This window comes from Cytobacillus sp. QJM3NY_8, from assembly GCF_056173585.1.
Window position 1 is genome coordinate 4,802,495 of the sequence record NZ_CM149681.1, and the last position, 26,174, is coordinate 4,828,668.

Annotated in this window: 29 protein-coding genes, 1 pseudogene and 1 riboswitch; of the genes and pseudogenes, 5 read left to right on the forward strand and 25 right to left on the reverse strand. The window is 42.5% G+C overall.

Translation table 11 applies throughout. The annotated features are described in order from the left end of the window. Positions 1-141 precede the first annotated feature (141 nt). The 3 genes from AC0VZ9_RS24610 to AC0VZ9_RS24620 form a co-directional block, all read right to left on the reverse strand. On the reverse strand, positions 142-672 hold the full coding sequence (locus AC0VZ9_RS24610; protein WP_009331952.1) for a chromate transporter: 531 nt from the start codon (positions 670-672) through the stop codon (positions 142-144). Continuing rightward, positions 669-1,244 (reverse strand): chromate transporter, encoded by a 576-nt coding sequence (locus AC0VZ9_RS24615; RefSeq protein ID WP_009331953.1) that lies wholly within the window; start codon positions 1,242-1,244, stop codon positions 669-671. Before AC0VZ9_RS24615 ends, AC0VZ9_RS24610 begins: the two co-directional genes overlap by 4 nt. Before the next feature lie 159 nt (positions 1,245-1,403). Continuing rightward, the gene (locus tag AC0VZ9_RS24620; protein ID WP_475396812.1) at positions 1,404-3,014 is read right to left on the reverse strand and encodes a gamma-glutamyltransferase family protein; all 1,611 of its coding nucleotides are present in this window, start codon (positions 3,012-3,014) and stop codon (positions 1,404-1,406) included. Between the two features lie 479 nt (positions 3,015-3,493). Between AC0VZ9_RS24620 and AC0VZ9_RS24625 the strand changes: the two genes are divergently transcribed. From AC0VZ9_RS24625 to AC0VZ9_RS24640, 4 genes are all read left to right on the forward strand, one after another. Further along, on the forward strand, positions 3,494-3,883 hold the full coding sequence (locus AC0VZ9_RS24625) for a sporulation protein (protein ID WP_009331955.1): 390 nt from the start codon (positions 3,494-3,496) through the stop codon (positions 3,881-3,883). Positions 3,884-4,119: 236 nt separating this feature from the next. Continuing rightward, positions 4,120-4,398: a YkvA family protein gene (locus AC0VZ9_RS24630; RefSeq protein WP_009331956.1), complete on the forward strand. Its 279-nt coding sequence runs from the start codon at positions 4,120-4,122 to the stop codon at positions 4,396-4,398. A 130-nt stretch (positions 4,399-4,528) separates the two neighbouring features. After that, positions 4,529-5,503, forward strand: a complete 975-nt coding sequence (locus tag AC0VZ9_RS24635) for a BMP family lipoprotein (RefSeq protein ID WP_475396813.1) — start codon at positions 4,529-4,531, stop codon at positions 5,501-5,503. Positions 5,504-5,516: 13 nt separating this feature from the next. Next, positions 5,517-7,178, forward strand: coding sequence for a methyl-accepting chemotaxis protein (locus AC0VZ9_RS24640; protein ID WP_475396814.1), 1,662 nt, complete (start codon positions 5,517-5,519; stop codon positions 7,176-7,178). 213 nt (positions 7,179-7,391) lie between these two features. On the opposite strand, the gene hpf is transcribed toward AC0VZ9_RS24640, so the two are convergent. The 22 genes and pseudogenes from hpf to AC0VZ9_RS24750 all read right to left on the reverse strand — a co-directional run bounded on the left by hpf (position 7,392) and on the right by AC0VZ9_RS24750 (position 25,551). After that, the gene (gene hpf / locus AC0VZ9_RS24645) at positions 7,392-7,949 is read right to left on the reverse strand and encodes a ribosome hibernation-promoting factor, HPF/YfiA family (protein ID WP_009331959.1); all 558 of its coding nucleotides are present in this window, start codon (positions 7,947-7,949) and stop codon (positions 7,392-7,394) included. 229 nt (positions 7,950-8,178) lie between these two features. Further along, positions 8,179-8,379: a YjfB family protein gene (locus AC0VZ9_RS24650; RefSeq protein WP_251266853.1), complete on the reverse strand. Its 201-nt coding sequence runs from the start codon at positions 8,377-8,379 to the stop codon at positions 8,179-8,181. A 35-nt stretch (positions 8,380-8,414) separates the two neighbouring features. After that, positions 8,415-8,804: a DUF8042 domain-containing protein gene (locus AC0VZ9_RS24655; RefSeq protein WP_475396815.1), complete on the reverse strand. Its 390-nt coding sequence runs from the start codon at positions 8,802-8,804 to the stop codon at positions 8,415-8,417. A 7-nt stretch (positions 8,805-8,811) separates the two neighbouring features. Further along, a complete protein-coding gene (fliT, locus tag AC0VZ9_RS24660; protein WP_475396816.1) occupies positions 8,812-9,156 on the reverse strand; it encodes a flagellar protein FliT in 345 nt (114 codons plus the stop codon). Continuing rightward, positions 9,156-9,557, reverse strand: a complete 402-nt coding sequence (gene fliS, locus AC0VZ9_RS24665) for a flagellar export chaperone FliS (protein ID WP_251266851.1) — start codon at positions 9,555-9,557, stop codon at positions 9,156-9,158. The genes fliT and fliS overlap by 1 nt, the downstream gene beginning before the upstream one ends. An 18-nt stretch (positions 9,558-9,575) precedes the next feature. Beyond that, positions 9,576-11,696, reverse strand: coding sequence for a flagellar filament capping protein FliD (gene fliD, locus AC0VZ9_RS24670; protein ID WP_475396817.1), 2,121 nt, complete (start codon positions 11,694-11,696; stop codon positions 9,576-9,578). Between the two features lie 13 nt (positions 11,697-11,709). After that, positions 11,710-12,069: a flagellar protein FlaG gene (flaG, locus tag AC0VZ9_RS24675; protein ID WP_475396818.1), complete on the reverse strand. Its 360-nt coding sequence runs from the start codon at positions 12,067-12,069 to the stop codon at positions 11,710-11,712. A gap of 553 nt (positions 12,070-12,622) precedes the next feature. After that, positions 12,623-12,853 carry a hypothetical protein gene (locus AC0VZ9_RS24680; RefSeq protein ID WP_217034557.1) on the reverse strand — a complete coding sequence of 77 codons (231 nt, stop codon included), beginning with the start codon at positions 12,851-12,853 and terminating at the stop codon, positions 12,623-12,625. 75 nt (positions 12,854-12,928) lie between these two features. Beyond that, on the reverse strand, positions 12,929-14,203 hold the full coding sequence (gene flgL, locus AC0VZ9_RS24685) for a flagellar hook-associated protein FlgL (RefSeq protein ID WP_475396819.1): 1,275 nt from the start codon (positions 14,201-14,203) through the stop codon (positions 12,929-12,931). Between the two features lie 146 nt (positions 14,204-14,349). Then, positions 14,350-14,580 (reverse strand): carbon storage regulator CsrA, encoded by a 231-nt coding sequence (gene csrA, locus AC0VZ9_RS24690; protein WP_217026403.1) that lies wholly within the window; start codon positions 14,578-14,580, stop codon positions 14,350-14,352. After that, positions 14,580-15,020 (reverse strand): flagellar assembly protein FliW, encoded by a 441-nt coding sequence (gene fliW / locus AC0VZ9_RS24695; RefSeq protein WP_217026401.1) that lies wholly within the window; start codon positions 15,018-15,020, stop codon positions 14,580-14,582. The genes csrA and fliW overlap by 1 nt, the downstream gene beginning before the upstream one ends. A 15-nt stretch (positions 15,021-15,035) precedes the next feature. Continuing rightward, the gene (locus tag AC0VZ9_RS24700) at positions 15,036-15,599 is read right to left on the reverse strand and encodes a DUF6470 family protein (RefSeq protein ID WP_217026399.1); all 564 of its coding nucleotides are present in this window, start codon (positions 15,597-15,599) and stop codon (positions 15,036-15,038) included. A 55-nt stretch (positions 15,600-15,654) separates the two neighbouring features. Next, positions 15,655-16,515, reverse strand: coding sequence for a flagellar hook-associated protein FlgL (flgL, locus tag AC0VZ9_RS24705; protein ID WP_217026397.1), 861 nt, complete (start codon positions 16,513-16,515; stop codon positions 15,655-15,657). Positions 16,516-16,528: 13 nt separating this feature from the next. Continuing rightward, the gene (flgK, locus tag AC0VZ9_RS24710) at positions 16,529-18,091 is read right to left on the reverse strand and encodes a flagellar hook-associated protein FlgK (RefSeq protein WP_475396820.1); all 1,563 of its coding nucleotides are present in this window, start codon (positions 18,089-18,091) and stop codon (positions 16,529-16,531) included. 18 nt (positions 18,092-18,109) lie between these two features. Further along, positions 18,110-18,589: a flagellar protein FlgN gene (locus AC0VZ9_RS24715; RefSeq protein ID WP_475396821.1), complete on the reverse strand. Its 480-nt coding sequence runs from the start codon at positions 18,587-18,589 to the stop codon at positions 18,110-18,112. Between the two features lie 15 nt (positions 18,590-18,604). Next, entirely contained in the window at positions 18,605-18,871 is a 267-nt protein-coding gene (gene flgM, locus AC0VZ9_RS24720) for a flagellar biosynthesis anti-sigma factor FlgM (protein WP_019380809.1), read from the reverse strand. Between the two features lie 143 nt (positions 18,872-19,014). Continuing rightward, positions 19,015-19,446 (reverse strand): TIGR03826 family flagellar region protein, encoded by a 432-nt coding sequence (locus AC0VZ9_RS24725; RefSeq protein ID WP_217026390.1) that lies wholly within the window; start codon positions 19,444-19,446, stop codon positions 19,015-19,017. Between the two features lie 70 nt (positions 19,447-19,516). Continuing rightward, complete coding sequence (locus AC0VZ9_RS24730; protein ID WP_475396822.1) at positions 19,517-22,102, reverse strand: EAL domain-containing protein; 2,586 nt, start codon at positions 22,100-22,102, stop codon at positions 19,517-19,519. A gap of 49 nt (positions 22,103-22,151) precedes the next feature. Further along, positions 22,152-22,238: riboswitch (cyclic di-GMP riboswitch) on the reverse strand. Positions 22,239-22,311: 73 nt separating this feature from the next. Beyond that, positions 22,312-22,689, reverse strand: coding sequence for a ComF family protein (locus AC0VZ9_RS24735; RefSeq protein ID WP_475396823.1), 378 nt, complete (start codon positions 22,687-22,689; stop codon positions 22,312-22,314). Positions 22,690-22,818: 129 nt separating this feature from the next. After that, positions 22,819-23,010 (reverse strand): annotated as a pseudogene (locus AC0VZ9_RS24740) (ComF family protein); the annotation flags it as partial. Beyond that, positions 23,006-24,475, reverse strand: coding sequence for an ATP-dependent helicase ComFA (locus tag AC0VZ9_RS24745; protein ID WP_475397524.1), 1,470 nt, complete (start codon positions 24,473-24,475; stop codon positions 23,006-23,008). The gene AC0VZ9_RS24745 and the pseudogene AC0VZ9_RS24740, both read right to left, overlap by 5 nt. 236 nt (positions 24,476-24,711) lie before the next feature. Then, complete coding sequence (locus AC0VZ9_RS24750; protein WP_019380804.1) at positions 24,712-25,551, reverse strand: DegV family protein; 840 nt, start codon at positions 25,549-25,551, stop codon at positions 24,712-24,714. Positions 25,552-25,773: 222 nt separating this feature from the next. Here AC0VZ9_RS24750 and AC0VZ9_RS24755 point away from each other — a divergent pair, with 222 nt between their 5' ends. Further along, on the forward strand, positions 25,774-26,052 hold the full coding sequence (locus tag AC0VZ9_RS24755; RefSeq protein WP_159344552.1) for a hypothetical protein: 279 nt from the start codon (positions 25,774-25,776) through the stop codon (positions 26,050-26,052). Positions 26,053-26,174: the final 122 nt, after the last annotated feature.

The window sequence follows — 26,174 nt, forward strand, 5'->3', positions numbered from 1 at the left end:
AATACATCAGTCTTATCGTTCAGTTTTTCAATATATCGGTCAGTTCGCGTCCTAAACAGCTTTCCAGCAGGCCAAAATAAAAACAACAAAACGGTGAGTCCACAAAACTCACCGTTTTCGTTCATTTTATTTTTTTGCCGATTATGCTAAGAAAATCCCCCCATAAACAAGCGCTCCTGCAATGACAAAAGCGGGATGCACTTTTAGTTTTTCCAAAAGGAAAAAACTAAGCAGCCCAATGAAAAGCGTCTGCCAGATCCCAATTCCATCATAGGATGAAAATAGGAAATCATAAGTCATAACGCCCAGCAAAACAGCGATAATCGGCCGAATATAATTGGTCATCCGTTTAACACGGGGGGATTCTTTATACCTCATCAGCAGCCCAAGCAGAGCGAGCATTAAGATCATGGAAGGTGCTACTGTTGCAAATACACCAATTATAGATCCAAGAACCCCTCCCTGCTCATAGCCAATATAGCCTGCCATTTTTGTTGCAATCGGACCTGGCAGGGCATTGCCCATTGCCAGCATTTCACTGAATTCATTCGTTGTCATCCATTCATAATTATCTACCACTTCATGTTCAATCAAGGGAATGGATGAAGGTCCTCCGCCGTATCCAAGGATCCCGGGGATGAAAAATGCCAGGAAAATCTGCACATATATCATGCGGGATTCCTCTCCTTTTTAGCTTCATTTTTTTCTGCAGCATCCTTTTTCAGAAGGGCAGTCACGAGTGCAATAAATATAATAATTCCAGGATGAATATTCACAAATTCGATAAGAACCAGACTGGCCGCTACAAAAAGAAGTGTCCAAGCCCAGCCGAGTGATGACTTTGTAGACTTTTTAATAAAATCCCATGTTAAAGTAGCAAGCATAACAGCAACAACGGGAACGACCGCCTTCGTCATGCCGGCAACCCATGGCTGATCCTTTAAGTTATTTAATGCCGTTAAAAGAACAATCATAAGGATGATGGTTGGAACCATTGTAGCTATCAGCGCGTTCAGCATTCCCAGAAACCCGCCTACCCGATAGCCAATATATCCCGCCATTTTTGTATTAATAGGTCCAGGCAGCGCATTGGCGAGGGCTAATATATCTCCAAACTCGTCTGAATCCATAAATTTAAAGGTATCCACAACCTCTTTATGGACCAGCGGAATGGCAGAAGGCCCGCCGCCAAAACCCAAAATGCCGGACCGAAAAAACGCAATGAAAATCTCCTTTTGTTTCATGTGTTCACATCCTCTTCACCAATTGCAGAGACAAGCCATGCCCCTTTTCGCCTTGCATCCCGAAAAAGCAGATGAAGGAGCGGCCATTTTTTTCCGCTCCCCAGTATCTTTTATATGGTTATTTTACTCTAATATGCGTGCTGCTTTCCTCAATTTTTATTACCAGGCGGCAATCGATCCGTCTGTTCGGGCTTCCGTTCCGCCCATGAGCACGCCTGTTTTTGGATCACGCCAGATAATCTGGCCGCGTCCGAATCCGCCTGTATCAACGGTTACCTCGATTTGATGTCCTTTTCGGACCAAAGCCTGGGCAATATGATTAGGGAAGTGCGGTTCCACCTGGACCTTTTTCCCTTCAATCCACTGCCATCTTGGCGCATCAAGGGCTGCCTGCGGATTCAAGTGGAAATCCACTGTATTCATGACCACCTGCATATGCCCCTGCGGCTGCATATAGCCTCCCATCACACCGAACGGCCCAACCGCTTCGCAGTCTTTTGTCAGGAATCCAGGGATTATCGTGTGGTACGTTTTCTTGCCGGGCTTCAGTGCATTATGGTGCTCCGGATCAAGAGAGAAATCGTGTCCGCGATTCTGAAGGGCAATTCCCGTTCCAGGAACGACAAGACCGGATCCAAAGCCCATATAATTGCTTTGGATGAAGGAAACCATATTGCCTTCGCTGTCTGCTGTCGCCAGATAAACAGTACCTCCACGTGGCGGCTGGTAAGGCTCAGGTGTCAGAGCTTCGCCGGCAATCTCACTGCGGCGCGATTCACCGTATTCCTCTGAGAGCAGTTCTTCAACTGTCACTTTCATTTCCGCAGGATCTGTAATAAATGCCTTGCCGTCTGTAAAAGCTAACTTCATCGCTTCAATTTGTTTGTGATATGTATCCACCGTGTCTTTATCGCGGAATTCAAACCCTTTTGCTATATTTAAACCCAAGAGAGCGACGAGACCCTGGCCGTTCGGAGGGATTTCCCAGACATCATATCCGCGGTAATGAACTTTGATGGGATCAACCCATTCCGCCTTGTAATCTTCGAGGTCTTCCTTGGATAGGAATGCATTGTATTTTTTTGAAAAAGCATCGATTTTTTCAGCAATTTCCCCGCGGTAAAAGCTTTCGCCATCTGTTTCGCCAATGGCTCTTAAAGTGGCTGCATGCCCTTCAGAGCGCCAGATCTCTCCAATTTCAGGAGCCCTTCCATCTGGAGCAAAGGTTTCAAACCAATGCTGGAATTGGTCATCCGTCAGAATCTGTTTAAACCTATTATAAGCATACTGCCAGTACTTGCCGAGTATCGGTGTTAACGGATAGCCTTTTTCAGCATAATCAATTGCGGGCTGGAGGACATCTTTTAACGGAAGCCTGCCGAAACGCCTGGAAAGCTCAGCCCACGCGGATGGAGCACCAGGCACCGTAACCGGCATCCAGCCGTGCGTCGGCATTTTTTCGATGCCTCTTTCCTTTAATGCTTCTATGGAAATGGACTTTGGAGCAGGGCCGCTTGCATTTAATCCATGCAGTTTCCCTTTTATCCAGACTAGTGCAAATGCATCGCCGCCGATTCCGTTTGATGTCGGTTCAACCACGGTAAGAGCAGCCGCTGTTGCAATTGCTGCATCTATGGCATTTCCGCCTTTTTTCATCATATCTAATCCAGCCTGTGCAGCAAGCGGCTGGGAAGTAGCCACCATGCCGTTATTCGCCATGACGGTCGTTCGCTGTGATGTGTATGGGTGGCTGTAGAAATCAAAGTTCATGGAGTTCACCTCTGTATTAAAGTGTTAAAATAATTAATTTTGATTATATCAAATTATATAAATATTATGTTAGTATTTATTTCGGAAAACTAAATTAATGATGAAATATTGACAAAGTCCGGGGTATACAATATGATTTAGCTATAAATTGAATAGTTTCTCCTAAAGGGGAGTAGCTTTTACAGCAGAGTCGTCATTACGGAGCAAATGCTCTCGGCTTTGTTGGCAATCTAAACAATTGTTAGCAAGACCTTTACCAAATTCGGTAGAGGTCTTTATTTATGGGCCTTTACCACCGCGGTAAAGGCCCTTTTTATATACAGGCCCGCACCGCCACACGTTTTACTTTATAAAATGGAGGAATAGGTAGAAGGAAAATTTCTTGAAACTTTATCATGAGTAACACGTAAAGAAGGAAACAGCAAAACTGTGGTGTGAGCGAGCAGCTCCCCCCTAAAAAATTAGAGGAGAGATCTTTGTTGATTTTACGAAAATACATGTCAATGCTTGGAATAGGCTCTGCAAAAATTGATCTGCAGCTGCCAAAGCTTCAATATACGCCAGGGGAAAATGTGAGCGGAATCTTCCTGATTGAAGGAGGAACCATTGATCAGCAGATTAAGCGGATTGAGTGTGACCTGGTCATGGCGTCGCCTGAAGAAGAGAAGGAGGAAGTGATCGGGACATCGACCATTCTATCCACCAAGGTCATTGAATCAGAAGAAACCAACAAAATGGACTTTAACTTCCAGCTTCCTGAAGACATTCCCTGCTCTGCACCAGACCGGATTTTTCAATTTAAAACAAGACTGATTTTTAACGAAGGCGTCAAAAGCGCCGACCTGGATAAAATCACGATTATTCGATAACCAATCCTAAGGAGGAAGAAACGAGTGTAACATATCCCCTCTTAACCTATAGAAATTTATAAAAAGAGGAGATTCATACCTAATTGAACACTTTGCAAAAGTGGCTAATTTTATTTACGTTTTGAAGCATACTTGAAACAAGCTATCTATCAGCTGCCACACTTGAGGTGAAAAACCCGCCGCGCATTCAGGTGTCAGTTCCCATTCAGCGAATGAACTAGAAAAAGGTGAACTAAATGAAGTTTCTCAAACGCATCAAATTTGTATTAAAATTTTGGAAGTTCCTGCCCTTCTTAAAGGATTACTTTCTATCACCGGAAGTAACGGCCGGTAAAAAGCTTTTCCCTGTTGCGGCCGGACTTCTTTATATCCTTCTGCCGCTCGATCTTGTACCCGACTTCTTGTCGATCTTCGGCTTTACGGACGATATTGTGATTACATCGTTTGTTCTTCAGCAAATGGTGAAAATGGCACCGGAATCATTGAAGCGAAAATATAAGGTCCTGGAGGAATGATGTTAAGCCTGTGAATGCAGGCTTTTTTATTTTGCCATTTTTTTCGAGTCAGGGTCTGACTTCAGACTTAAGACCTCCGCCTTTCTGCCGATAATAGGTAAGGCGAAATACAACAACATGGAGGTCTACCTTGAAAAAACTACTACCTATTCTGCTTCTATTAAGTCTACTTCTGGCAGCCTGCTCTGCCTCTGAACAAAGCACAAACCAAAATAAAGAATATAAGATTGGCATTCTCCTATCTGATACAGGCCTGGGGGATGAGTCTTTCAACGACTCTGCCTTCCGTGGCCTGGAAAAAGCGCGTGATGAGCTGGGCATTCTTTTTGATTACAAGGAAGCCCCGGACGGAAATTTTGAAAAGCCTCTTGAAGAGCTTGTAAAAGAAGATCATGATCTAATCATCGGACTGGGTTTCACCGCACAGGAAGCACTTGAAAAGACGGCGGAGAAATATCCAGAAAAGCAATTTTTGCTGATTGATGCTGTTTCCGAGCTTGATAATGTGGTCTCACTTACGTTTAAGGAGCATGAAGGAAGCTTCCTTGTCGGGATGCTCGCTGCCATGACAAGCAAAACAGACAAGCTGGGATTTATCGGCGGTGTTGATGTACCTGTCATCCATCATTTTGAAAATGGATTTATTCAAGGCGCCAAGCACTTCAATCCGAAAATAGAAATTTTAACAGAATATACCGGAACCTTTGGGGATGCGGCTCTCGGTGAAAAAGTCGCCGAGAAGCAAATTGCGGCAGGAGCTGATTTTATCTACCCTGCTGCCGGATTCACCGGTTTTGGCGCACTGAAAAAAGCCGAAGAAAAAGGCGTGCTTGCCGGCGGTGTCGATTCCGACCAGTATTTTGTTGCCGAAAAAGCCGTTGCCGCATCGATGGTCAAAAACATCGATATTGCTGTTTTTAACTTGGCAAAAGAATTGACGGAGAGCGGAAAAATCGAAGCTTCATCCTATGTATGGGGACTGGCAGAAAACGGTGTCGGTCTTTCTGAAATCCGCGTCATTTCCTTAACAGAGGAGCAGAAAGCAGCAATGAAAAAAGCAACTGAAGACATAATCAATGGAAAAATCACAGTAACAGCTGAATAAAGGAGCATCCAAGATGACATTACGAAACCGCCTTATTATTGTCACGCTGATCCCACTTGTGCTATCAGTCAGCATGATAGGCTTTATCATATACCAAACGTTACACATTCAAAGCTCCGCTAAAGATGATGTGGACCTTTTACTGAAAGTGAAGGACCTGGAGCAAAGCCTTGTTGTGACAAGCCAGTCGCTTGCCAATTATACCTATAATTCCAGTGATGCCAACAAAGACGAGGCACTAACCATGATGACAGAAGTCCAGGAAAACCTGGCTGCCCTCTCTTCGGTTGCCTCAGTTCCCGGGCATAAAAAAATTATCGGCAGCATTGAAGGAAAATATGCAGAGCTGTCGGATGTATCCACCGAAGCCTTTGAAAAAGGAAACAAAGCGGAAATCAAGCGCCAGAGTATAAGAATATCCGGTATTTTAAATGATATGCACCTTTTAAAGAAGCGCACAAATGAATGGTATGAAGGCATTCTTCAGGAAACCAGCCAGAAAATCGCCTTTATCACGAATTCCTCCCTAATAGGAAGCGTACTGCTAATCTTGTTATCAGCTATTTTCTCATGGATGGCTGCGAGAAAGATTACAAAACCAATTAATGCGATCGTGGATAAAGCAGAGAAAATTTCAGAGGGAGACTTAACAGCAGACCTATCGCAGCTTACTTTTAAAGAGAACAGCCGATATGAAGTGGATAAACTAACGGAAGCTTTCTCAAAAATGGTGGTGAATCTAAAAGGAACCGTGCAATCCATTGAAGAAGTCAGCCAAAATGTAAAAGGATTTGCCGAAGATGTGGCTTCTTATATGACCAGCTTAAATGAAAGCAGCAGCCAGGTGGCTGTTTCAACGGATGAACTGGCGAGAGGCAGCCAGGCCATCTCTGAAGACGTCCAGGCTACCGCTGAGTTAATGAGCGTAATGGGGGAGCAATTTTCAGCGGTCCATCATTCCAGCGAGCAAAGTGCCACACAAAGCACACAAGCATTGGAATCTGTTGATCAAGGCAGAGTGTCTTTAGAAAAACAAATGAAGCTTGCTGAAGAGATTTCCAGTTCGTCTAACCATATTAGAAGTTCAGTCAGTGAATTTGCCCAGTTCACCAAGGAAATTGAAGGGGCGGCCAACACGGTTAAAGATATTGCGGATCAAACCAATCTGCTGGCCTTAAATGCAGCTATTGAAGCAGCCCGTGCCGGTGAAGCCGGAAAAGGATTTGCGGTTGTTGCTGAAGAAGTACGGAAGCTTGCTGATTCTTCATCCAAAGCAACAGAATTGATTGCGTCAATGGTCAGCAATATCCAAAATGGGATCAGCAATATATACACAGCTACTGAACAGGGACATGCACTTTCAAAAGAGCAATCCCAATCGATGAGCGAGACAGAACAGGTTTTTGAAACCATTTCCGGGCATGTGTCCGGCATTCACAATCATCTGGAAAGACTGGTTGAAGATATGAAAAATTCTAGCGATATGAGCCAGCAGGTCATTAGCGCTGTGGAAAACATTTCGGCGGTAACAGAAGAAACGGCTGCCGGTACTGAGGAAATCTCAGCTTCTACGGAGGAACAGCTTCGCGCGTTTGAGCAGGTTATGGTGAAGGTGGAGCAGCTGAAGGAAATGACTGGGGTTATGGAGAGGGAATTGGAGAAGTTTACGGTTTAGGCGGATTTTTGAAAGTGTCGTTTTACTGAAAAGTGAACGATGCAATTAGGTCGGGGAAACCTGCGAATAGAAGTATAATTCATGCAAATAACTTCGGCATTTCTGCAAATAAAACGGCGAATTTGCAAATAGCAGACCAATTCCTGCAAATAGCCCAATAGTGAACCCAAACAAACGAAAACCCCGCCTCAGCAGCGGGGTTTTCACGTTTTATTATTGCGCTTCAATCAGACCATACCGGCCATCTTTACGCTTGTACACTACATTGGTTAAGTTAGATTCTGCATTCGTGAACACGTAGAAGCTGTGGCCCAGCATGTTCATCTGCAGGATCGCCTCTTCACTGTCCATTGGCTTCAGGTCAAAGCTCTTTTGGCGGACAACTTCAAGGTCGTTATCCTCCTCTTCCGCTTCTGGCGCCTCTATCTCATTTTCTAACGCTGCAAACACAGCAGTCAGATTGCCTTTTTCACGGAATTTGCGGTTCACTTTAGTTTTGTGCTTACGGATTTGGCGCTCCAATTTATCGGTAATCAAATCAATCGCTGCATACATATCATCATGATCTTCCTCTGCACGAAGTACCAGATTCGGCATCGGAATCGTTACTTCCACTTTAGAACGGTTATTATTATACGTTTTTAAATTTACATGTACATTTGCATCAGGAGTTTCAGTAAAATACCTTTCTAACTTAGCAATTTTCTTCTCTACGTACTCTCTAATTGCTGGAGTTACCTCAATGTTTTCACCACGAATGTTGTAATTCATACGTGAACTCCTCCTTCTCATTATACAATGACAGCCTTTTCATTAGCGTTTACTGTGAAAATCACCAGTAATGTCTGAAAAGGAAATGCCTAGTCTTAAAAGTATATTAAGACTATGTATTTATATTTCTATTTTACCCCTAAAAACTCCTGCTGAAACTGGTAAAAAGATTGAGAATATTTGTCGAATTGGTGACGTATATAAAAAAACGAGCAGCTTCTTTGGCTGCTCATCCTTTTATATCAATATTGCCGCCCAAGTGGGGCTGGGCTGCGTGCTGGAGGGCCTGTATCTGAGACCCGCTCATCATCTTATGAATAAATTCTGCATTTCCCTCCGCTTGATCCATGGCTTTCTTCATAACTGAGATGGATGCCTGCCGCTGGACCTGCCCTTGGGATAAGACCATGGACATTAATGGGATATCCAAGGGAACACCTCCTGGCTATTTAAGCCTGATCCTATTTAGGACTGTATATATGGATTTAATTCCTGCTGAATATTTTTATGCCACTCTGCAAATGCAGGATAGAGCTTTTTCGAAATGATCTCCTGTCTAACAGGAAGATCGTCAAAGTTCTGAATAAGCAGTTCAGCCTGATCGGCTACTGCACTAATATCAGCAATAGCCTTTAGCATCGTGTGATTGCCTTGAACAAGATGGCTAAGCTGTTCATGAGCTGAAGCGACTTGAGGGAACGCCTGAAAAACATCACTAAGAAGGCGATCTCCCTCTGTTTTACTGAAATCACTAAAGCTTTTTACTATATAATCAAACGCTTCATCAATGGTATATAAAAGATCGCTGTAATCCTTCATAAAAAGGTACTGCTTTTCGGTCAGGGTCATCAACATTAGTCACCTATTTTCTTTTATCGTAAAACATACCGTCCGTTGCCATGGATTGATAGGGATTAGCATATTTTCCGGTTGATTCCTTTTTAACGCTTAAGTCTTTGATGTCTTTTTGAATAAACAGCTTTTCCCTTGTCATTAGCTGGGTGACTTTTGCATTGAGGCTGATCAGCCTGGCTCCAAGATCCTTTTCGGTGTCTGAATATGGAGGAGCCATGCCAGCCATTGCATGCTGGCGTTTTTCAAGCAGTATTTCGACGGCATTCATTTTCGCATCACGGTCAAGCTTAGTATGTTCCAGAGTTTTGATTAGCTCAAGGGTTAAATCATAAAACCTTTGAACCGAACTCACTACACTGTACCGCCTTGGGAGAATTGCTTCTGGCGATTGACCTGGATGACTTCCTTCCATGTGTCTCGGAATTCGGTTACAAGGCCCCCGACTTCATCAAGAATACCTGTATCATTCTTGATATTCGCCTCCATCAGTCTCCGGTTCATATAATCATATAAAGACATCATGTTTTGAGATACCTCTACATCCATATTCAACGTCACCATCAGCTCTTGAATAATATTTTGCGCCTTCTGGATATTGGTGTTTTTCGCCTCAATGTTTTTGTCCATGATGGCTTTTTTCGCCTGATGGATGAACTTCAGGCAGCCGTTATATAGCATGAGTGTCAGCTCTCCAGGAGATGCTGTATTCACTGAGTTTTGCTGATAAGATTGGTATGGATTGCTTACTGCCATTTGTAACACTCCTTTTTATTACATGCCGCCAAATTGGTTCATAAGGAACATGGACTGCTCATTGGAACGCTGAATCGCTTTTTCCATGGCGGTGAACTGCCGCCAGTAGCGGTCTTCAACCTGCTTTAATTTATCTTCAAAGCTATCAATTCGCTTGCCTACATCATTCAATTCCCTGCCGATAGTGAACTGCTGGTTGGTTGAAAAGCTGTTTCCGGCTTTTGTCTTCAATTTGTCCATTGCAGCGTTCACGGTATCATAAAGCCTGTGGGCGATCCCTCTTTGCCCGTCTGTCTGTCCTTCTCCTCTAAAAAGATTCTCAACAGACACAGGATCATCTTCGATTGCCTTTTTCAGGGCGGCTTCATCAATTTCCAGCTTACCGCCTTCTAAATAATTGCTGGTCGTTTTAATGCCGATACTGGCCAGCTGATTATAAAGCGGAGAAACCAGATCATTCGTTACGGGCTGGTAAAAGTTCATCCGCATCCCAGATAAGACAGACTGAAGCGTAGAATCCTTGCGCAAGAGACCGCTTTTAGCTCTCTCTTCCCATTGCTCCTGCTGCTTGTCCGATAACTGCTCACGCTGTTCATCTGTTAATGGGGTGTAGCTTCTATAGCGTTCTTCACCGGTTTTTTTCTGGATTTTATCGATCATTTCATTGTATTTATCCACAAATGCCTTAATATTATCAAAAACCTTTGTGGAGTCATTGCTGACATTGATGCTGACCAGCTGATCTTCAAACGTCTGCTTAAGAGTAAAGGTAACGCCGTTCACTTCAAATGTGTTTGAGCTCCGATTAGTAGCCAATCCATTAATCACGAATTCAGCATTTCTTCCTTCTTCTTTGACCGCAGCCCCTTTAAAGCGCAGAACATCATTCAGAAAGCTGCCGCTTGTCGTGATTTCAGCCCCGCCTTTATTAAAATCACCCGTCTCTGTGCGGGTCATCGTCATTTGGCCAGTAGCACTGTCAAAGAACATATTCACACCAGCGCTTGAAGCATTTACTTTACTGATGACATTATTTAGAGACTCACTGCCTGAAATAAGGAAGGAATCATGACGCTCCCCTTTAGAAGTTGAGGTATCTACTGAAAAAGCAGTGTATTTGTGGTCATAGGCAATCTCCATACTCATCGTTGTACTAGATCCCTCTGCCGGCTTTTGCATATCAGCATTAAACGTGATTTTCCCTGTTTCGTAGTTAAGGGTGCCTACCACTTTATTGGAATCATCGAGTATTTCTCTTTCCCCATTCACGATATTGCCCATTGAAAAAGTTTTCTCAGTGGTCGTTCCGGACGCTGTTTCCTTTATTTTAATGCTTTTCACTTCGTTCAAAGCACCTTGAGCCAATTGAATAGAGGAAGTGCTGCTTGAAATAGCGTGTAATCCCGTGCGTTCAGTAGCCACATAATCAATCTTAATGACACTTCCCTTTGCAGGTTCCTTGCCAAATTGCAGCGTTCCATCTTCTTTTACCAGCACTTCATTCTCTTTTAAGGGACGGTTCGTTGCACTTAGTTCTGCCTCACTCAGTGCATTTAACCCTACTCCATTAACCTTCACACTCCAGGAGCTAAGTTCATTTAGATCCACCTTGGACATATCCCCGAAACTAATGGCAGCCGGATCGGTCACATCAATATTTTTACTTAAAACGGCACCATTTTTCCAAGCACTAGCGACAGGGTTTCCATTTGAATCTGTATGATTGCCTTTATACATAAAGCTGCTTTCCTGTGCATATAGGCTTTTGCTTGGGTCTATGGACTTTCCATCCGCAGAGATGTTTCCGCCATTCACACGAGTCTCAGCACTAGCCAGCTGTGTTACTTTCGAAATCGAGTAAGAAGACTGGCTTGCTGCGCCGCTTGCTGTGGCAGTTACCATTGCTTCATTTGAAGAAGTTGTCAGACGCGAGCGATAACGTGTAGTCAGCTTCATCTGCGTCAACTCACTTCTAAAATCCAATAGTAATGAATTCATTGCACGGTAATCATCGCGCTGCCATTCCAATACTTGTTTCTTCTGCTTTAATTTATCTAGAGGCATCCGTTCTGCCTTCATTAGGTCCGATACAAGCTGGTCAATATCCATCCCGCTCGCCAGACCACCGATTCTAACCAATGGAATTCCTCCTTTAAATCTTCTTATCTACCATTAATCCAACAAATTCCGTCATCGCTGCGTACATGTCCAGCATTTTCTTTGATGGGATTTCCTTTACTACTTCCTGGGTTAGGTCATCGACTAATGTTACGTAATATTCATTTAACTCTTCATGAAGAACAAATTTTAATGAGGTGTGAGAAGCTTGTAAGAACTCGTTCATACTATCGACTACTTCTGTTAGCTGATCTTCCTTCAGTGGTTTAACATGTTTACCTGTTGTCTGTTCGAGTATTTTAGATTCTTTTTTGGTAAACTCATTATTTACTTCATTATTATTAGAAAATCTAGGTGTTAGAGGCATGTGTTGAGATGATAACTGATCGATCATGAAAATCCCCTACCTATATTAAATGTATTTCTTAGTTTTTATATCGGTAAGGGAGCCGGAATGTTGAGAGGGAAATTAGACAGAGAGAATATTGTGATATTACGATCAACATCTTTATTAGGACTATTTAAGGGGGAACCATCCACTTTAGTTCATTATCGCATGTAGGGACAGGTACCGTTTCTTTAAATGTGGCAAATGTAAATAGATGTTGGTTGATTCTTTGTATCCAAACATTTAACGACATGACAAAGTACTCCCTATCCACATCTCCGCATAAGAACTGCTGCAACAATTTATAGCCATCTTTTGAATTTCGTACACATCGATTCTTGCAAAGCATGCTCGATTCCTTCCATTAGCAATAAGTTAACAATGTTCACACGTTTTGCAGATTGATTTTTCATGATTATGATTCCCCCTCCAAAATAGAAAAAGGACTTCCCTCGGAAGAGAGAAGCCCCATTACGATGAACATCATGTAGATGAATGCTTAATGTTATAATATATACTTAAATTTCCAGATTTACGTTTAAATTTAATTATTAAAGATTTAGTTTCTTTGTACCCTAACTTCAATATAGCCGTTAGAATTACTAAAAATCCTAAGACCCATTTTATACTCAGGATGACATTGGACAATATCACACTCTAAATCTTGTTTATTTTGCCCAATGTTAGTTACCTTTACTACTTGAAGTTTGGCAACCTTTTTATTCGAAGCAAAAATATCTAGTATTTCTCCCTGAGAATATAACGTGTCTTTATAAAGCATTATTTTCATATCCTAATTCCTCCTTTTTCCATTAACTTATAAAAAGGGACTCTAGTAAATCTAGAGTCCCCAAGATAAATAATATTAACGAAGAAGTTGTAGAACTCCTTGTGGTTGTTGGTTCGCTTGAGCCAACATTGCTTGTGCTGCTTGAGAAAGAATTGAGTTCTTTGTTTGATTCATCATTTCTTTAGCCATGTCTACGTCACGGATACGAGATTCTGCAGCAGTTAAGTTTTCGGAAGATGTGCTCAAGTTGTTGATTGTGTGTTCTAGACGATTTTGGTTTGCACCAAGTTTAGAACGCTCAGCAGATACTTTATCAATTGCTGCTTGGATAGTTGTTACAGTTGCTGCAGCATCATCATGTGTTAAAACACTAAGAGCTTGCTCTGTAGTTGTGCTGCTTGTGCCATCTGTAACAGCACGCTTTGCATCAGCAGTACCTTCAGTAGAAATACCTAAAGCTTTTGCTCTCATATCAGAAATATCTAGTGTTAAACTTTGGTTTTCATTAGCACCAATTTGGAATTGAAGAGATGCTCCAGCATCCACTGCTTCAGTTGCTAAAACTGCAGCAGCTCCGCCAGTAAGATTTGTTTCAGTGGCTACAGATTGTGCAGTAGAACCTTTACCTGTTGCAACCGCTACATCAACATTAATACCAGATACACCATCGACTAAAGTTTTAATTTGATCAGCTGTCACAGATAATGGAGCAGCTGAACCATCTGTTCCTAAAGTAATTGTAAGTTTGTCCCCACTTAATGCCGCTGCACTCGCTGTACTTGTACCAGTACCTTGTACAATTTCTACTGAAATTGAGTTTCCAGCCGTCCCTGCAGTTTTCGCAGTAAATGTCAAATCACCAATGGTTACTTTTGATGATTGCGCTGCAGTAATTTCATCTCCAATTGCTACAGCAGGAGTTGCAGAGTCTTTAGAACCATTTAATAACTTTTGAGTATTAAACTCAGTTGTATTACCAATACGGTTAATTTCAGATGTCATTTGGTTAATTTCTTTTTGGATTTCTTCACGGTCAGAAGTAGTATTTGTGTCATTACCAGCTTGTACAGCTAACTCACGCATACGTTGAAGAATATCATGAGTTTCATTTAGAGCACCTTCAGCAGTTTGAACTAAAGAAATTGCGTCCTGACTGTTCTTAGAAGCTTGGTCTAATCCACGAATTTGCCCACGCATTTTCTCAGAGATTGCAAGACCAGCTGCGTCATCTCCAGCTTTGTTAATACGAAGACCAGAAGATAATTTCTCCATAGACTTACCTTGTGCACTTGAAGCACTATTCAACTGACGATAAGTATTAAGTGCAGCAATATTATGATTAATTCTCATTATTAATTTCCTCCTTGAGTATATATCCCACATCCATGTGGTTGCTTTACTAACCAGCAGAAAAGTCGGCCGCCTTTTTGCTGTTCAGCTTTACAATGGTTATATCGACTTATTTTGACAGGTGTTTAATGGTTTGGAACAATTTTTTATTGCTTTTTAAAAAAGTTGCTTATACTTTCAATTGCACCAGCATCTGTTTGAGTTGCGCTGCTGTTTTCCTGCTGAATAGATAAGTATATTTCTTTCCTATGAATATCAACATTTCTCGGCGCGCTGATGCCTAGCTTTACCTGGTCACCTTCAATAGAGAGGATTGAGATTTCAATATCGTCACCAATCATGATCGATTCTTTAAGTCTCCTTGTAAGTACAAGCATTATCTCTCCCCCTGATCTTGAGGTGTCATGATCTCATGCTTGGTCTGGTAAGGTGTTTGATTAAGTATAATTTGTTTGCCTATTTTTTTTGTTTGGTTAATGACCAAAGGGGCCTGCAGGTTAGCGGTTGTTTCCTCAAATGGATCCCTTACTGTCAAGATCGCAAAGGTTGCCACATCTTTATCTGTTTGAATTTCTAATTTTTCCAATGCCTCTTTTGGCAAATCAAACTCATACTGCGGAAAAAGAACAAACGGATCTGTCACGATAAAAGCTACCTCAGGTGTTTTTACTGACTGAAGTACAAATAAGTCTGTCCCTTCAAGAGGTAATATATAAAACTCTTTTTCCTCTAAAAAACCCGGAATCCCAGATGGAAAATTAATAATATCATCCTGATTTATTTCCTGCACACCGTGAAACTTTGTTTGGATATTCATCTTTTCACCTCATTGCTATATGGTTAGATTGATAAAATCAATATTTAGGCTGTTTTTCTCAAGAATTTCTGTGCTTACTTTTCCAGGCGTATAAGTATGAACCGGCTTTCTGATTTCAACTTCAATCTTCGGCTTTTGCGGCTGAGCCTCAATGTTTACCTTGGCAGGTTCGTATTGAATCTTTACACTATTATAAGATGGCACCCAGCCAATATTGAACTGCTTGGGAGGACCTTCACTGTTTTCCTTTGCCTGATAGGCGATTGGAGTGCCGCCGTTTTCAATTTTCATAAGTTCTGTTCCCTGTGCAGCTCTTCTCTCCATCCCTTTTAACCAATCCTGGTACCCATTTTGGGCAAACTCCTCTATTCTTCTGCCGACACTTTTCAGGTCGACGTCTTCGCGGGCTTTGGTCTGGTCGATTGTCAGCTTTCCAGGGATTGTATCGATTTCCAGGATGGCTTTGGGCTGCTGGATGGATTGGATGGCAGGGGGCTGTTCAATTTCCTGCACCGGTTTTTCTATTTTTAATCCCATCTTGATTAAGTTGGATTCCAGCCTGATCTGCGGAACATTCATATTAAACACCTCTCTTATGAAAAAAAGCTATCACTGATGGATAGCTTTTCACTGATTATCTTAAAAAGTCGGTTAAGCTCGGCTGGATGATTCTTGCCCCAACACTTAGTGCGGCACGATGGATGCTTTCCTGGGTTGTCAGCTCGATAATGGCTTTTTCCATATCAATATCTTCATTATCGGAAAGAATTCTGGTTGAGAAGACTTCCTGCTGGGAAAGACGGTCCTCCATCAGTTCGACCCGATTCTGCTTGGCCCCAATTAGGGCACGTGCAGACAAGAAATTATCTATGTTTTTATCAACATTCTCTAGCATATCCCCAACGGCTGGATCATTCGTTTCAAGCGCTGTGATTAGCTTTTGGATATCGCCTTCGTCACTGAGCATGTCCCCAAATAAAGCTTTTCCTTCCGTGTTGACAGGGATCTTGATGCCTGAAAAAACCTCAAGCTCGATGGTTCCGCTTTGAAAACCTGATTCAGATGGCCGTACATTTGTCTGATTGCCATTGAAAATATACTTACCGCCAACTTGTGTATCCCCGATATTCTGTAAGTGCTCTTTAAGCTGTTTGACCTCTTCAGCAACCGCTTTGCGCTGATCTTCTTCCAGTGTGCCATTGCTTGCCTGGAGAGTCAGCTCCCTAATTCGCTGCAGAGCCAAAACACCCTTATCCAGGGCATCATCCGTACTATCAACCCAATTTCTCACTTCCCCGATGTTGCGGGTAAACTGCTGAATCCGGTTCAAATCCGTACGATAGTTCATTCCCATCATCGCAGCAACCGGATCATCCGACGGCTTGGTAAATTTCTTCTGCGTAGAAATTTGATCCTGCAGCTTGTCCAGCCTGCTGTAGCTGTTGCTTAAATTGCGAAGCATGTTATTTGATAGCATTGATTGTGTTACGCGCACTTTATTTCACCCTTTATCTGCCTACAACGCCCATGCCGTTGATGATTTTATCGAGCATTTCATCAACCACAGTTATGTTTCTTGCTGAAGCATTGTATGCATGTTGGAATTTAATCATATTGGTCATTTCTTCGTCTAATGACACGGCACTCACCGATTGCCTGTTCCGGTCTACTGAATCTGCCAGCACAAGGGAGTTTTTTAGGTCCTTTTTGGCACTCTGAGAGTCTACGCCTAATCGTCCAATGATTCCGGAATAATAGGAATCAAGGCTTCCGTTCAGCTTTGATTTTTCATCATCAGACAAGGAGGTGTAATCACTAAAGCTTTTCTTTCTTAAATCAGCCAAAAGCTGAGCATTGTGGTTATCTCCGGAAGCTCCGCCTTTTTCTGCAGCTGCGGCAATTTTAGAAGAGTCATCCAGCAGCTCTTGATTTACTTTAATGCTTTGTGCAGGATTATCCTCATCAAACTGGAAAAAGTCCAGGCCTGAGATTGTATCCGCTCCCAAGGCATACCCGTTTTTATGAATTTCATTGAATTCCTTGGCAAAAGCAGATGTCATTCTATTCAGCTTCTCCAGCATTTCAGGATAAGCACCCTTAGCAGAACCGCCTGCTTCATAACCATAGCTGTTAATTAAACCGGTAAGTTCACCGGATAAAGTCTCAAATTGCGTAAAGGAAGTGGATCCGATCTTTAGTCCTGTTACAAGTCCGCTCTCTTCGCTTTTTTCAAGCTCCACCTTGTTTGTGCCAACAATGCCGCTCTCTTTTGTAGCAGATATGAGGTTAATAGGCGGATTATAGGATTTTCCATCCTTTTGGACAATCTCGATATTATAAAGGCCCGATGCCATCGGTTTGGCATCTCCATATGTATTAGGAACCACACTGGTCACTTTCACGTTAACCAATTGTGAAAGGCTGTCTACCAATAAATCCCGCTCGTCATAAAGGTCATTTGGGAGGTATCCGTGCGGCTCAACAGAGGCGATCTGCTTATTCAGATGGTCAATCTGCGCGACGATTGCGTTAATTTCATCAACCTTCACATCAACCTGATTGCCGATATCCTCTTGAACCCGCGACAGGGAATTATGATAATAATTCAGTGTATCCGCAACCATCTGACCAGTAGCAGCTACTACATCCCTGGCTCCGGTATTTTCGGTGTGGCTTGATAAATCCTGCAGGGCGTTCCAGAACTTTTCCAGGGTACTGTGCAATCCATTCTCTGACGGCTCATTCATGATTTCTTCCATCTTAGTCAGAGACTCGCTCATGGCTCCATAGTAACCCATTTTTGTGTTTTCGGTTCTATATTGCAGGTCTAAAAATGATTCTCTTATTCTCTGGACTGTCCCCGCTTCGACACCTGTTCCCATTTGTCCGGGTATCTGCGGACGATTCATACCAACGCCTGGATAAGGCTCGGTTTGCGCGAAATTAATCCGCTGCCTGGTGTATCCTGGCGTATTCGCATTTGAAATATTATGTCCGGTTGTATATAAAGCACTTTGCTGGGTGAACATGCCGCGGCGGGCTGTTTCAAGTCCCATGAAAGTTGAACGCATGTTTGCTCCTCCGTTCTGCTACACTTTCGAGTTGAAAATTCCTGGATTCATCTTTTCCGATTTCTTATTGGCTGGCGGGCCGTAGTTCATCGATTCAGGCTGCGGCCGTAAAAGATTCATAGATACATTTACAAACTGAAGGGAATGATGGACAAGCTGCTGGTTTAGGAAGTTCTGCTCTTTCAGTTCATATACCAGCTCAGCAAGCTCCTTCGTGATGGCCTCAAGCCTAAGGCGATCAGGCTGCGTAAGGATATTTAAACAATCTGATACTGTAGGGCTTTCCAGCATGGGTGCGATCGAATTTGCTGCCTTTTCCCGCTCGTTTTCCAATCTGCTGATAGCCGCAATATGAGCCTGCTCATCCTTCAGCATCTGATTCAGGCCGTCCATGTCGCCGGTCTTAATAATGTCTGTCTTTTTAACTGCGAGTTCATATAGGCTTTCATGAAGCTTTAGCAGCTTTTCCATCGTTGCAGTAAGTGCTTCGGCTGACATGCCAATCCCTCCTCATTATTTTTTTGTATAAAAATCAGCGATGCTTTTCGCCACTTCTTTTGGATTAATTTTATAAGTCCCGTTCTCTACCTGAATTTTAAGCTCTTCTACTTTTGCTTTACGGTTTTCGCTTAGCTGGGATACCTGCTGCATTTCCTTTGCAGTAGAGCTGATTTCAATTTTATCTGATGCCGTTCTGGCTGGTTTTCCTGCATGTTCAAGCTTATTCATTTGGCGTTTGTATGGGTTCACGCCTGAAGGACCAAAGTTATTGATTTTCATGTGTACCCCTCACTTTCTTTCCGGTCGATTTAACCTAAGTCTATTATCGGCTAATGTGGCGGTATGTTTAAATGTTAATTTAAGTTTGGCAAAAAATACATCTATAAGCCTATAGAAAAAGCTATGCGAATAAGTCACATAGCTTAGAAACGACTATTAATTTTTTCATTGACGGCAAAATAAGTACCGTGTTTTTCTCTTTGGACTGCTTCTTTTCTTCGTTCTTCCTCAGCGGTAAACTGCTGAAGATCTTTCCTCAGATCACCCGCACAGCTGCCGCATAGCTTGCCTTCCCGGATGCTTGTCCCGCATTTCTCGCAAGGATACCCCAAATTTGGAAATTGCGCTAGCTTCAAACGGCCGGTCTTAATGAACTTTATGATGAGTTCTTCCTCGACTTCGGTCGCCTCGACAACCTCCATCATCTTCGCTGTCCTGTTTTCCCTCTTCCGGATGAACTGGTAAACCGTCTCATAGGCCTTTTCTTCTTCCTTCCAGCAATCCTGGCAGACATCGCGGAACTGGTTTTTGACAAAAATGGCATCACATTTCGGGCAGTTGGATAACTCAGCCATATGATTCTTCCTCTCTCAGTTTGTGATGAAATTATTATAGCTCGAAGAATAGGATAATTATAGAATATAATTATTCGAAATACAGCAGACTGCTGACTGTTTCTATGAATCGGGATTCGGGAACAGAGCCGCTCTGCTCGAGCTGACTTTGCAGAATATCTAGCATCGCCGCCAATTCAGCTCTCGGTCCCTCTTCGATAATAAATTGAAATCCATAATTAGTCAGAGCATCTGATATTTCATCTTTACGGACAATCGTCCCAGTAAAGGAGAGAACCTCTCCTAAAAGCTTCGTTTCAATTAATAGAATGATATCTTTCCTCACAGGAAGTTTCATCTTTGAAACAAATTTTACTCCGCCTGCACTCATATCTTCAATCAGGATTTTCGTGCTGCCCATTTTGACAGGCTTGCTGTTAAGCTCTAAGATGGTCATCTCTGCCTCCAGCGGATAGGGAAACTCGACCCGGACATACTTGCGCAAACCTTTGAACACATTGTCTTCCTTGATATTCTGCGGCTTCAGGGTGCCAATTAAGAGTTTCTGCTCGAAAGCGGAAGGCGGAAGCGGCTTACTGAAAAGATATCCCTGTATTTGATCACACTCATTCTTCCTTAAAGAATAGAATTGTTCAAAAGTCTCTACGCCTTCTGCTACCACCTTCATATTCAGCCCATGGGCAAGCTGAATCAGATTGGCCGTAATGATTGCATCTTCCGCGTTTTTATCCATTGCCTGGATAAACGTTTTATCAATCTTTAAAACATCAAATTTATAATTTTTCAGCTGTGTGATGGAGGAATACCCGGTCCCAAAGTCATCCAGTGCAATCTTCACTCCCATTGAACCCAATTCTTTAAGCACTGAAATGACGTTCTCTGAGTAATTGATTAGGGAAGATTCCGTCAATTCAATTTCAATTAGTGACGCATCGAGGTGACTCTCATCCAATGCTTTTTTTATAGTGGAAACAAGACAACTTTTCAAGAAGCTCAGCGGAGAGATATTTACGGATATCGGAACAATCGATAACCCTTTTTCCTTCCAGGAATAAATCTGGCTGCATACTTTCCTTAGCACATATTCACCTATATTTATGATTAAACCGGTTTCCTCTGCCACTGTTATAAACTCCAGCGGCGAAACTCTGCCCCATTCCGGATGATTCCACCTTAGTAAAGCTTCGGCACTTACTATTTTGCCGGTCTTCGTATCAACTCTTGGCTGGTATTCAAGAAAAAATTCATCATTTTGAATGGCTTTTCTCATATCCTGTTCAAGGGTAAAAAGCTTATAAGATTCAATATCCATGGAAGGATGGTAAACCTGGAATCTATTATTCCCTTTCTGCTTGGCATGGTACAGGGAAGATTCCGTATTTCTGACTAATTCATCAGCTGTTCTTCCATTATCCGGATATAAACTAATGCCTATAGATGGGGTAATATTAAGCTCAAAGCTGTCGATGTGGAATGGTTCAGAGAAAATTTGATTAATGGAATCTGCTAATTGCGCAGGATCCTCCTTTTCCTGGATATATTCCATTATAACTGCAAATTGATCACCGGAAATTCTTGCTGAAAAACAGACTGAATTTAGCTTCTCCTTAATTCTATGTGAAACAAGCCTAAGAAGTTCATCTCCTGAGGAATGTCCAAAGGTATCATTAATCTGCTTTAACCGTTCCAGATCAAAGAACAAGACAGCGAAGTTCTGTTGTTCATCGTCTTCAATAAGGCTCTGCAGCTTCTGATCAAAGTACCGGCGGTTCGGCAGATCGGTCAAATGATCATAAAATGCCATACGCCTCATTCTCTTTTCAAGCCATTTTTGTTCTGTTATATCTGTTACAAAGCCATCAACCCGGATAAGTTCGCCCCTTTCATCTAAATAGGGGATACTATGATCATTCACCCATCTAAGCTCACCGGATTTATGGAAGATACGATATTGGCAGCGAACGCTCTTCCCATGAATAAGATTTACCCGATTGGCTTCCAGACTTTGCAGGTCGTCTGGATGGATCACTTCGTCCCATAAATCGAAATTGTCAATCAGCTCACTGGCTGTGTACCCGAAAATGCCTTCCACTCCCCTTGAGAAATGAAATACCTTTCTTTCTATTAAATCGGCGGAATAAATGCCAACATCAAGATTTTCATAGATTTGTCCTATTTTCCGCTCGTTTTCATAGAACTTTTCTTCCATGAGCCGTTTTTCAGTTATATCCTGAATCGTTGCAATGATTTTCGGTGATCCGCTTTCTTCTGCAAAGTAGTCCGCACGATGATGAATATACCGTTCCTCTCCATCCTGCCTAATGATCCGGCATATCAGATCCACACTGTCCTTTTCCTCTAACAGTCGAGTAAACTGATTTTCAAAAGCCGGCAGGTCGTCTGGATGCAGATAACTCAAATACATTTTGTAGTCCGGAAAAAAACCTTTTTGAGGCTTTAGCCCAAATATCCGGAACATCTGATCTGACCAAAACCCTCTATCGTTTTCAATATCGTACTCCAGGCTCCCAATATTTGCGATCTTCTGAGCCTGGTTCAGATTATTTTTTATTTTAGTCAATTCCATTTGCTGACTTCTGTATTCAGCAATATCTTTAGTGGTGTTTTCACCACCCTGTGAGTTTATTTCGTCCACTTCAAAACATCCTTTCCAATAAAAAAGGCAAACGAAAATAGTTCTTCTTCCATGTAGCCTGGCCGCCATGGCAGAGACCTGCTTTAGGCCCGCAGCTTTGCGTCTTTTACTTTCGTAAAATTTGCCCTGGATTAGAATATTTTAACATAGGATTATTTTCCTAATAACTATCCAGATCAAAAACATCAACTTGTAATTAATTCCATCCATTATCCTCTTGCTAATGTAACCGAGCAGACTGAAGCAGCACCCCCTGCTTTAAGAACTTTCGCTGCATGATATAGAGTTGAGCCGGTAGTATAGATATCGTCAATTAGGATAATTTTTTTATTCTTGATATTGAGATTTTGCAGCTGGAAGACCTGGTGCGAATGAATTCGGTCCATTCGCGATTTCTTAGATTGCTTTTCTGAGTGAATTCGCTGCAGCGGTTCCGTCACGGTAAAGCCTGCCTCATGGATGAGTGCGGCAGACTGATTGAAGCCTCGTTCATAAATCCTTTGGGGACTTAGAGGGATTGGGACGAGATAGTCGAATTCCACGGTACTCAGCTTTTCCCTAATGATAGGAGAAAAAGCTCTCGACAAAATATAGTCGCCCCGGAACTTATAGCGGGCTATAGTTTCTTTCAGAAAGTCATCGTATATAAAAAGGGAATTGTTTTTCAGAAGCTGCCCTGACCATTCTGGATCCCCGTTCCACCTTAGACAATCTGCGCATAGGTTCCCTTTTCGAAATTGAGGATCTAAGTTACTGAAGGGCCGGCTGCATTTACTGCAAGTATCGCCATTGATAAATGGGAGTTTATCGGTGCAGCATTGGCATAAATGATTTTCTTTTGGCCGCGACCAGAGAGTTGTCCAGCTGACAGCTGAAAGGATTTCTTCATGGCATATTAAGCAGTTAATGGTCGATCAGTCCTTTCTTTTTGGCTTCAATGTTCATTTTGAGTATTTGTTTTTGCGCATTGACCATGCTTTCGGTTTTGCCGTAGTGAAAAAAGGTGATTTCTCCTTTCGGGTATTCAGAGCTTCTTCCAACACGGCCGGCAATTTGAACAAGAGCGCTTTCGGTAAAAATACGGTCTTCTGCTCCAAATACTGCTACATCAATATTAGGGAAGGTAACCCCTCTTTCCAGGATGGTCGTTGTGAGTAACATGGGGATCTCTTTATTGCGCATCATTTGGACTTTGTCTTTTCGATCGGGGTCTTCCGCGTGGACAGCTTGGATTTTAGGATAGGTTTTACGAAGGATGGTGAGGACTTTTTCCATTTTATCGATTTTTGGAAGGAAGAGCAGGAACTGCTTCTGGTTGTCGTGCCTCTTCTTGATCCATTGGGTAACTGCAGACGGGAGTTTGTCTTTTTTTAGGGATTTCTCCCAATTTCCGCACCATTTGAAAGCCGGTACAGGCAATGGATGACGATGATATCTAGCCGGGATAGTGACAAAGTTTCTTTTTCCGCTGCGGCATTCATTTTGCCATTTTTGACTGGGGGTGGCAGTTAAATAGATCATAGAGGAGGTTTCTTTGCGGGATTGGCGGACGGCATACTGCAGGGTTTCGTCTGCCGTATAAGGAAAGGCATCCACTTCATCAAGGATTACGGTGTCAAAAGCTTTATAAAAGCGGAGGAGCTGATGGGTGGTGGCGATGGTCAAAGGAGCTTGAAGGTGGCGGCCTTCACTGCCGCCGTAAAGGACAGCCACCTGAATACCGGGGAAGACTGCTTTTAGCCGCGGACCAAGCTCAAGTACAACATCTGTTCTCGGAGTAGCAATGCAGATTCTTTTTCCAGAGGCAAGGGCAGCATTGATTCCTTCAAATAGAACTTCTGTTTTTCCTGCTCCGCAGACAGCCCAGACGAGGAATTCCTTGCTTTCGATTTCAGCCTGCTTTACCTGGTCAGAGGCAATTTGTTGCCCGGGTGAAAGGTTGCCTGCCCATATCAGGGGATGTTCAGCTAGCTCCCGAACGGGCTCAGGTCCGCACCATCCAATCAGAGGAGTGCACTCACTGACCCGTCCCATCATGATACATTTCCGGCAGTAGGTACATTCTTTCTCACCGCATCGGGCACAGGGAAAACTTGCAAACAGTGAACGATCTTTATTGCCGCACCTGGCACAAACTATCTTGCTTTTGGTGTTAATTATCCCTTTTCGGTAAGAAATATAGCCATTTTCATAGTGCTGATGGATTTCTTCAATTGAATGCGGTAAGTTTTCGAATAGAAGCTGTTTTCCGCAGAGGATTTGCTGGAGTTCTTTGTTATATGAATAGTTTTCGTTGAGTGGCGGCTCTGGAATGTTGTCAATGGAGGAAATCGGGAGGCTTTCTGGAGGAGAATCTTTTATATATGGGGTCATATTAGGAGTAAATCTCAATTAGTTCACCTCTTGATTAATTAGTTTGTATCTCTATTTGCAAGTTTTGAAGTTCTATTTGCAAGTTCTCCGATCTATTTGCAGATTTAGGCTGCTATTTGCAAAATTAAACATTCTATTTGCAGGAATCCTGGATCTATTTGCAAAACCCTTACATCCACATCACCCTTCCCAAAAAAATCTGCGCCACCCTTAAGAATGGCGCACTCAAACAAAACCTACTTCTTCACCCAGCCAAACCCCATAGCACCTTCACCTAGATGGGTTCCAATGACCGGACCAAAATAGCTGATCATAAACTCAACATTAGGATATTCCGCTTCAAGCTCTGCCTTCCACTCGCGGGCTTCTGCTTCGCGATTGGCATGAATAATAACAGCCTGGTATGGCTCCCCGCTTTTTACGTCTTCCCAGAAAAGATCAACCATCCGCTTCATCGCTTTTTTGCGCGTGCGAATCTTTTCAAACGGAACAATTTTCTTATCCTCAAAATGAAGCAGCGGCTTCACCTGGAGTAGGCTGCCGATCAATGCCTGTGCACTGGACAAGCGGCCTCCTCGCTGAAGATGAGATAAGTCATCCACCATGAAATAGGCACGAATGCTTTTCTTCATCTCCTCAAGACGTTCAACGATCTCCTGTGGACCCTTACCGGCAGCAGCAAGCTCTGCAGCTTCAATCACATAAAACCCCTGCACCATACAGCTGATTTCCGAATCAAATGGAAAAACCTGAATCCCATCAACCATGCTCCCGGCAGTAACTGCCCCCTGGAACGTACCGCTGATGCCGCTTGACAGATGAATCGAAATCACCGCATCATACTCTTTCGCTAATTTCTCAAACAGCTCGGCAAACTCACCCACAGGAGGCTGCGAAGTAGTCGGAAGATCTTTATGCTTCACTTCTTCATAAAAGTCTGCAGCCGTAATTTCTACTTCTTCCCGGTACGTCTCACTGCCAAAAATAACACTAAGCGGAATCATATGTATATTTAACTTTTCTCTTAAATCCTTAGGAATGTATGCTGTACTATCCGTTACAACAGCCGTTTTCATAAATAGAGTTACCATCCTTATCTTTTTTCTCTACTGTATGTTCATGTTCCATTTTATATGATAGCGGGGGAAATTGCATTAAGTTATAGAGCAGGGGATTAAATAATGCTGTGCTCCATTATACCTACTTTTAAGACCTGGTATATTTTTACCTTCAAATCTTTGCCAGGCATATGATAAAATGCTTTTTGTGTCTTTATTTTGTAAAGGAGCTGTAACACATTGATTAAAAACACTTCTTCCACAAATAGCCCCACTTCCAATAGATACAGCACAGATACTCTCCATCAAATGCTTAATAATGAATTAAGTAAATATAAGCACATTAAAGTTCCAAATATTGACCATTCAATCAGCGGACCTGAACTTGCTTCCTGGCTCATAGACAGTTTGCCTCCAAAGGAAATCGAGAAGCTTGTTTATTTAGTGAATCAAGCAAAAAAGAGATCTTCCAATACAAAACCTATCTTTCAAACAGCTGCAGCCGCACTTATAAAATAATCAGGCAGAGGTGGTAACTTCCTGCGTGATTATTTTTGGTTAATATTTCAAAAATAGTGTATTAATACCTTTAATTTATCTGCTATTTCCGCTATCATAAAATAGAGGGTAACCCTATGAGG

Excerpts from the sequence above, each read along its gene's own strand:
- fliW (WP_217026401.1), bottom strand. The coding sequence starts at position 15,020 with ATGAATATCCAAACAAAGTTTCACGGTGTGCAGGAAATAAATCAGGAT.
- flgK (WP_475396820.1), bottom strand. The coding sequence starts at position 18,091 with ATGCGTTCAACTTTCATGGGACTTGAAACAGCCCGCCGCGGCATGTTC.
- AC0VZ9_RS24610 (WP_009331952.1), bottom strand. The coding sequence starts at position 672 with ATGATATATGTGCAGATTTTCCTGGCATTTTTCATCCCCGGGATCCTT.
- flaG (WP_475396818.1), bottom strand. The coding sequence starts at position 12,069 with ATGATCGATCAGTTATCATCTCAACACATGCCTCTAACACCTAGATTT.
- AC0VZ9_RS24620 (WP_475396812.1), bottom strand. The coding sequence starts at position 3,014 with ATGAACTTTGATTTCTACAGCCACCCATACACATCACAGCGAACGACC.
- AC0VZ9_RS24725 (WP_217026390.1), bottom strand. The coding sequence starts at position 19,446 with ATGGCTGAGTTATCCAACTGCCCGAAATGTGATGCCATTTTTGTCAAA.
- AC0VZ9_RS24715 (WP_475396821.1), bottom strand. The coding sequence starts at position 18,589 with ATGTCAGCCGAAGCACTTACTGCAACGATGGAAAAGCTGCTAAAGCTT.
- flgM (WP_019380809.1), bottom strand. The coding sequence starts at position 18,871 with ATGAAAATCAATAACTTTGGTCCTTCAGGCGTGAACCCATACAAACGC.
- AC0VZ9_RS24745 (WP_475397524.1), bottom strand. The coding sequence starts at position 24,475 with ATGACCCCATATATAAAAGATTCTCCTCCAGAAAGCCTCCCGATTTCC.
- flgL (WP_475396819.1), bottom strand. The coding sequence starts at position 14,203 with ATGAGAATTAATCATAATATTGCTGCACTTAATACTTATCGTCAGTTG.
- AC0VZ9_RS24680 (WP_217034557.1), bottom strand. The coding sequence starts at position 12,853 with ATGAAAATAATGCTTTATAAAGACACGTTATATTCTCAGGGAGAAATA.
- AC0VZ9_RS24615 (WP_009331953.1), bottom strand. The coding sequence starts at position 1,244 with ATGAAACAAAAGGAGATTTTCATTGCGTTTTTTCGGTCCGGCATTTTG.
- csrA (WP_217026403.1), bottom strand. The coding sequence starts at position 14,580 with ATGCTTGTACTTACAAGGAGACTTAAAGAATCGATCATGATTGGTGAC.
- AC0VZ9_RS24655 (WP_475396815.1), bottom strand. The coding sequence starts at position 8,804 with ATGTTGATGACCCTGACCGAAAAGCAGTACCTTTTTATGAAGGATTAC.
- AC0VZ9_RS24630 (WP_009331956.1), top strand. The coding sequence starts at position 4,120 with ATGAAGTTTCTCAAACGCATCAAATTTGTATTAAAATTTTGGAAGTTC.
- fliS (WP_251266851.1), bottom strand. The coding sequence starts at position 9,557 with ATGGCAGTAAGCAATCCATACCAATCTTATCAGCAAAACTCAGTGAAT.
- hpf (WP_009331959.1), bottom strand. The coding sequence starts at position 7,949 with ATGAATTACAACATTCGTGGTGAAAACATTGAGGTAACTCCAGCAATT.
- AC0VZ9_RS24750 (WP_019380804.1), bottom strand. The coding sequence starts at position 25,551 with ATGAAAACGGCTGTTGTAACGGATAGTACAGCATACATTCCTAAGGAT.
- AC0VZ9_RS24640 (WP_475396814.1), top strand. The coding sequence starts at position 5,517 with ATGACATTACGAAACCGCCTTATTATTGTCACGCTGATCCCACTTGTG.
- AC0VZ9_RS24700 (WP_217026399.1), bottom strand. The coding sequence starts at position 15,599 with ATGAATGTTCCGCAGATCAGGCTGGAATCCAACTTAATCAAGATGGGA.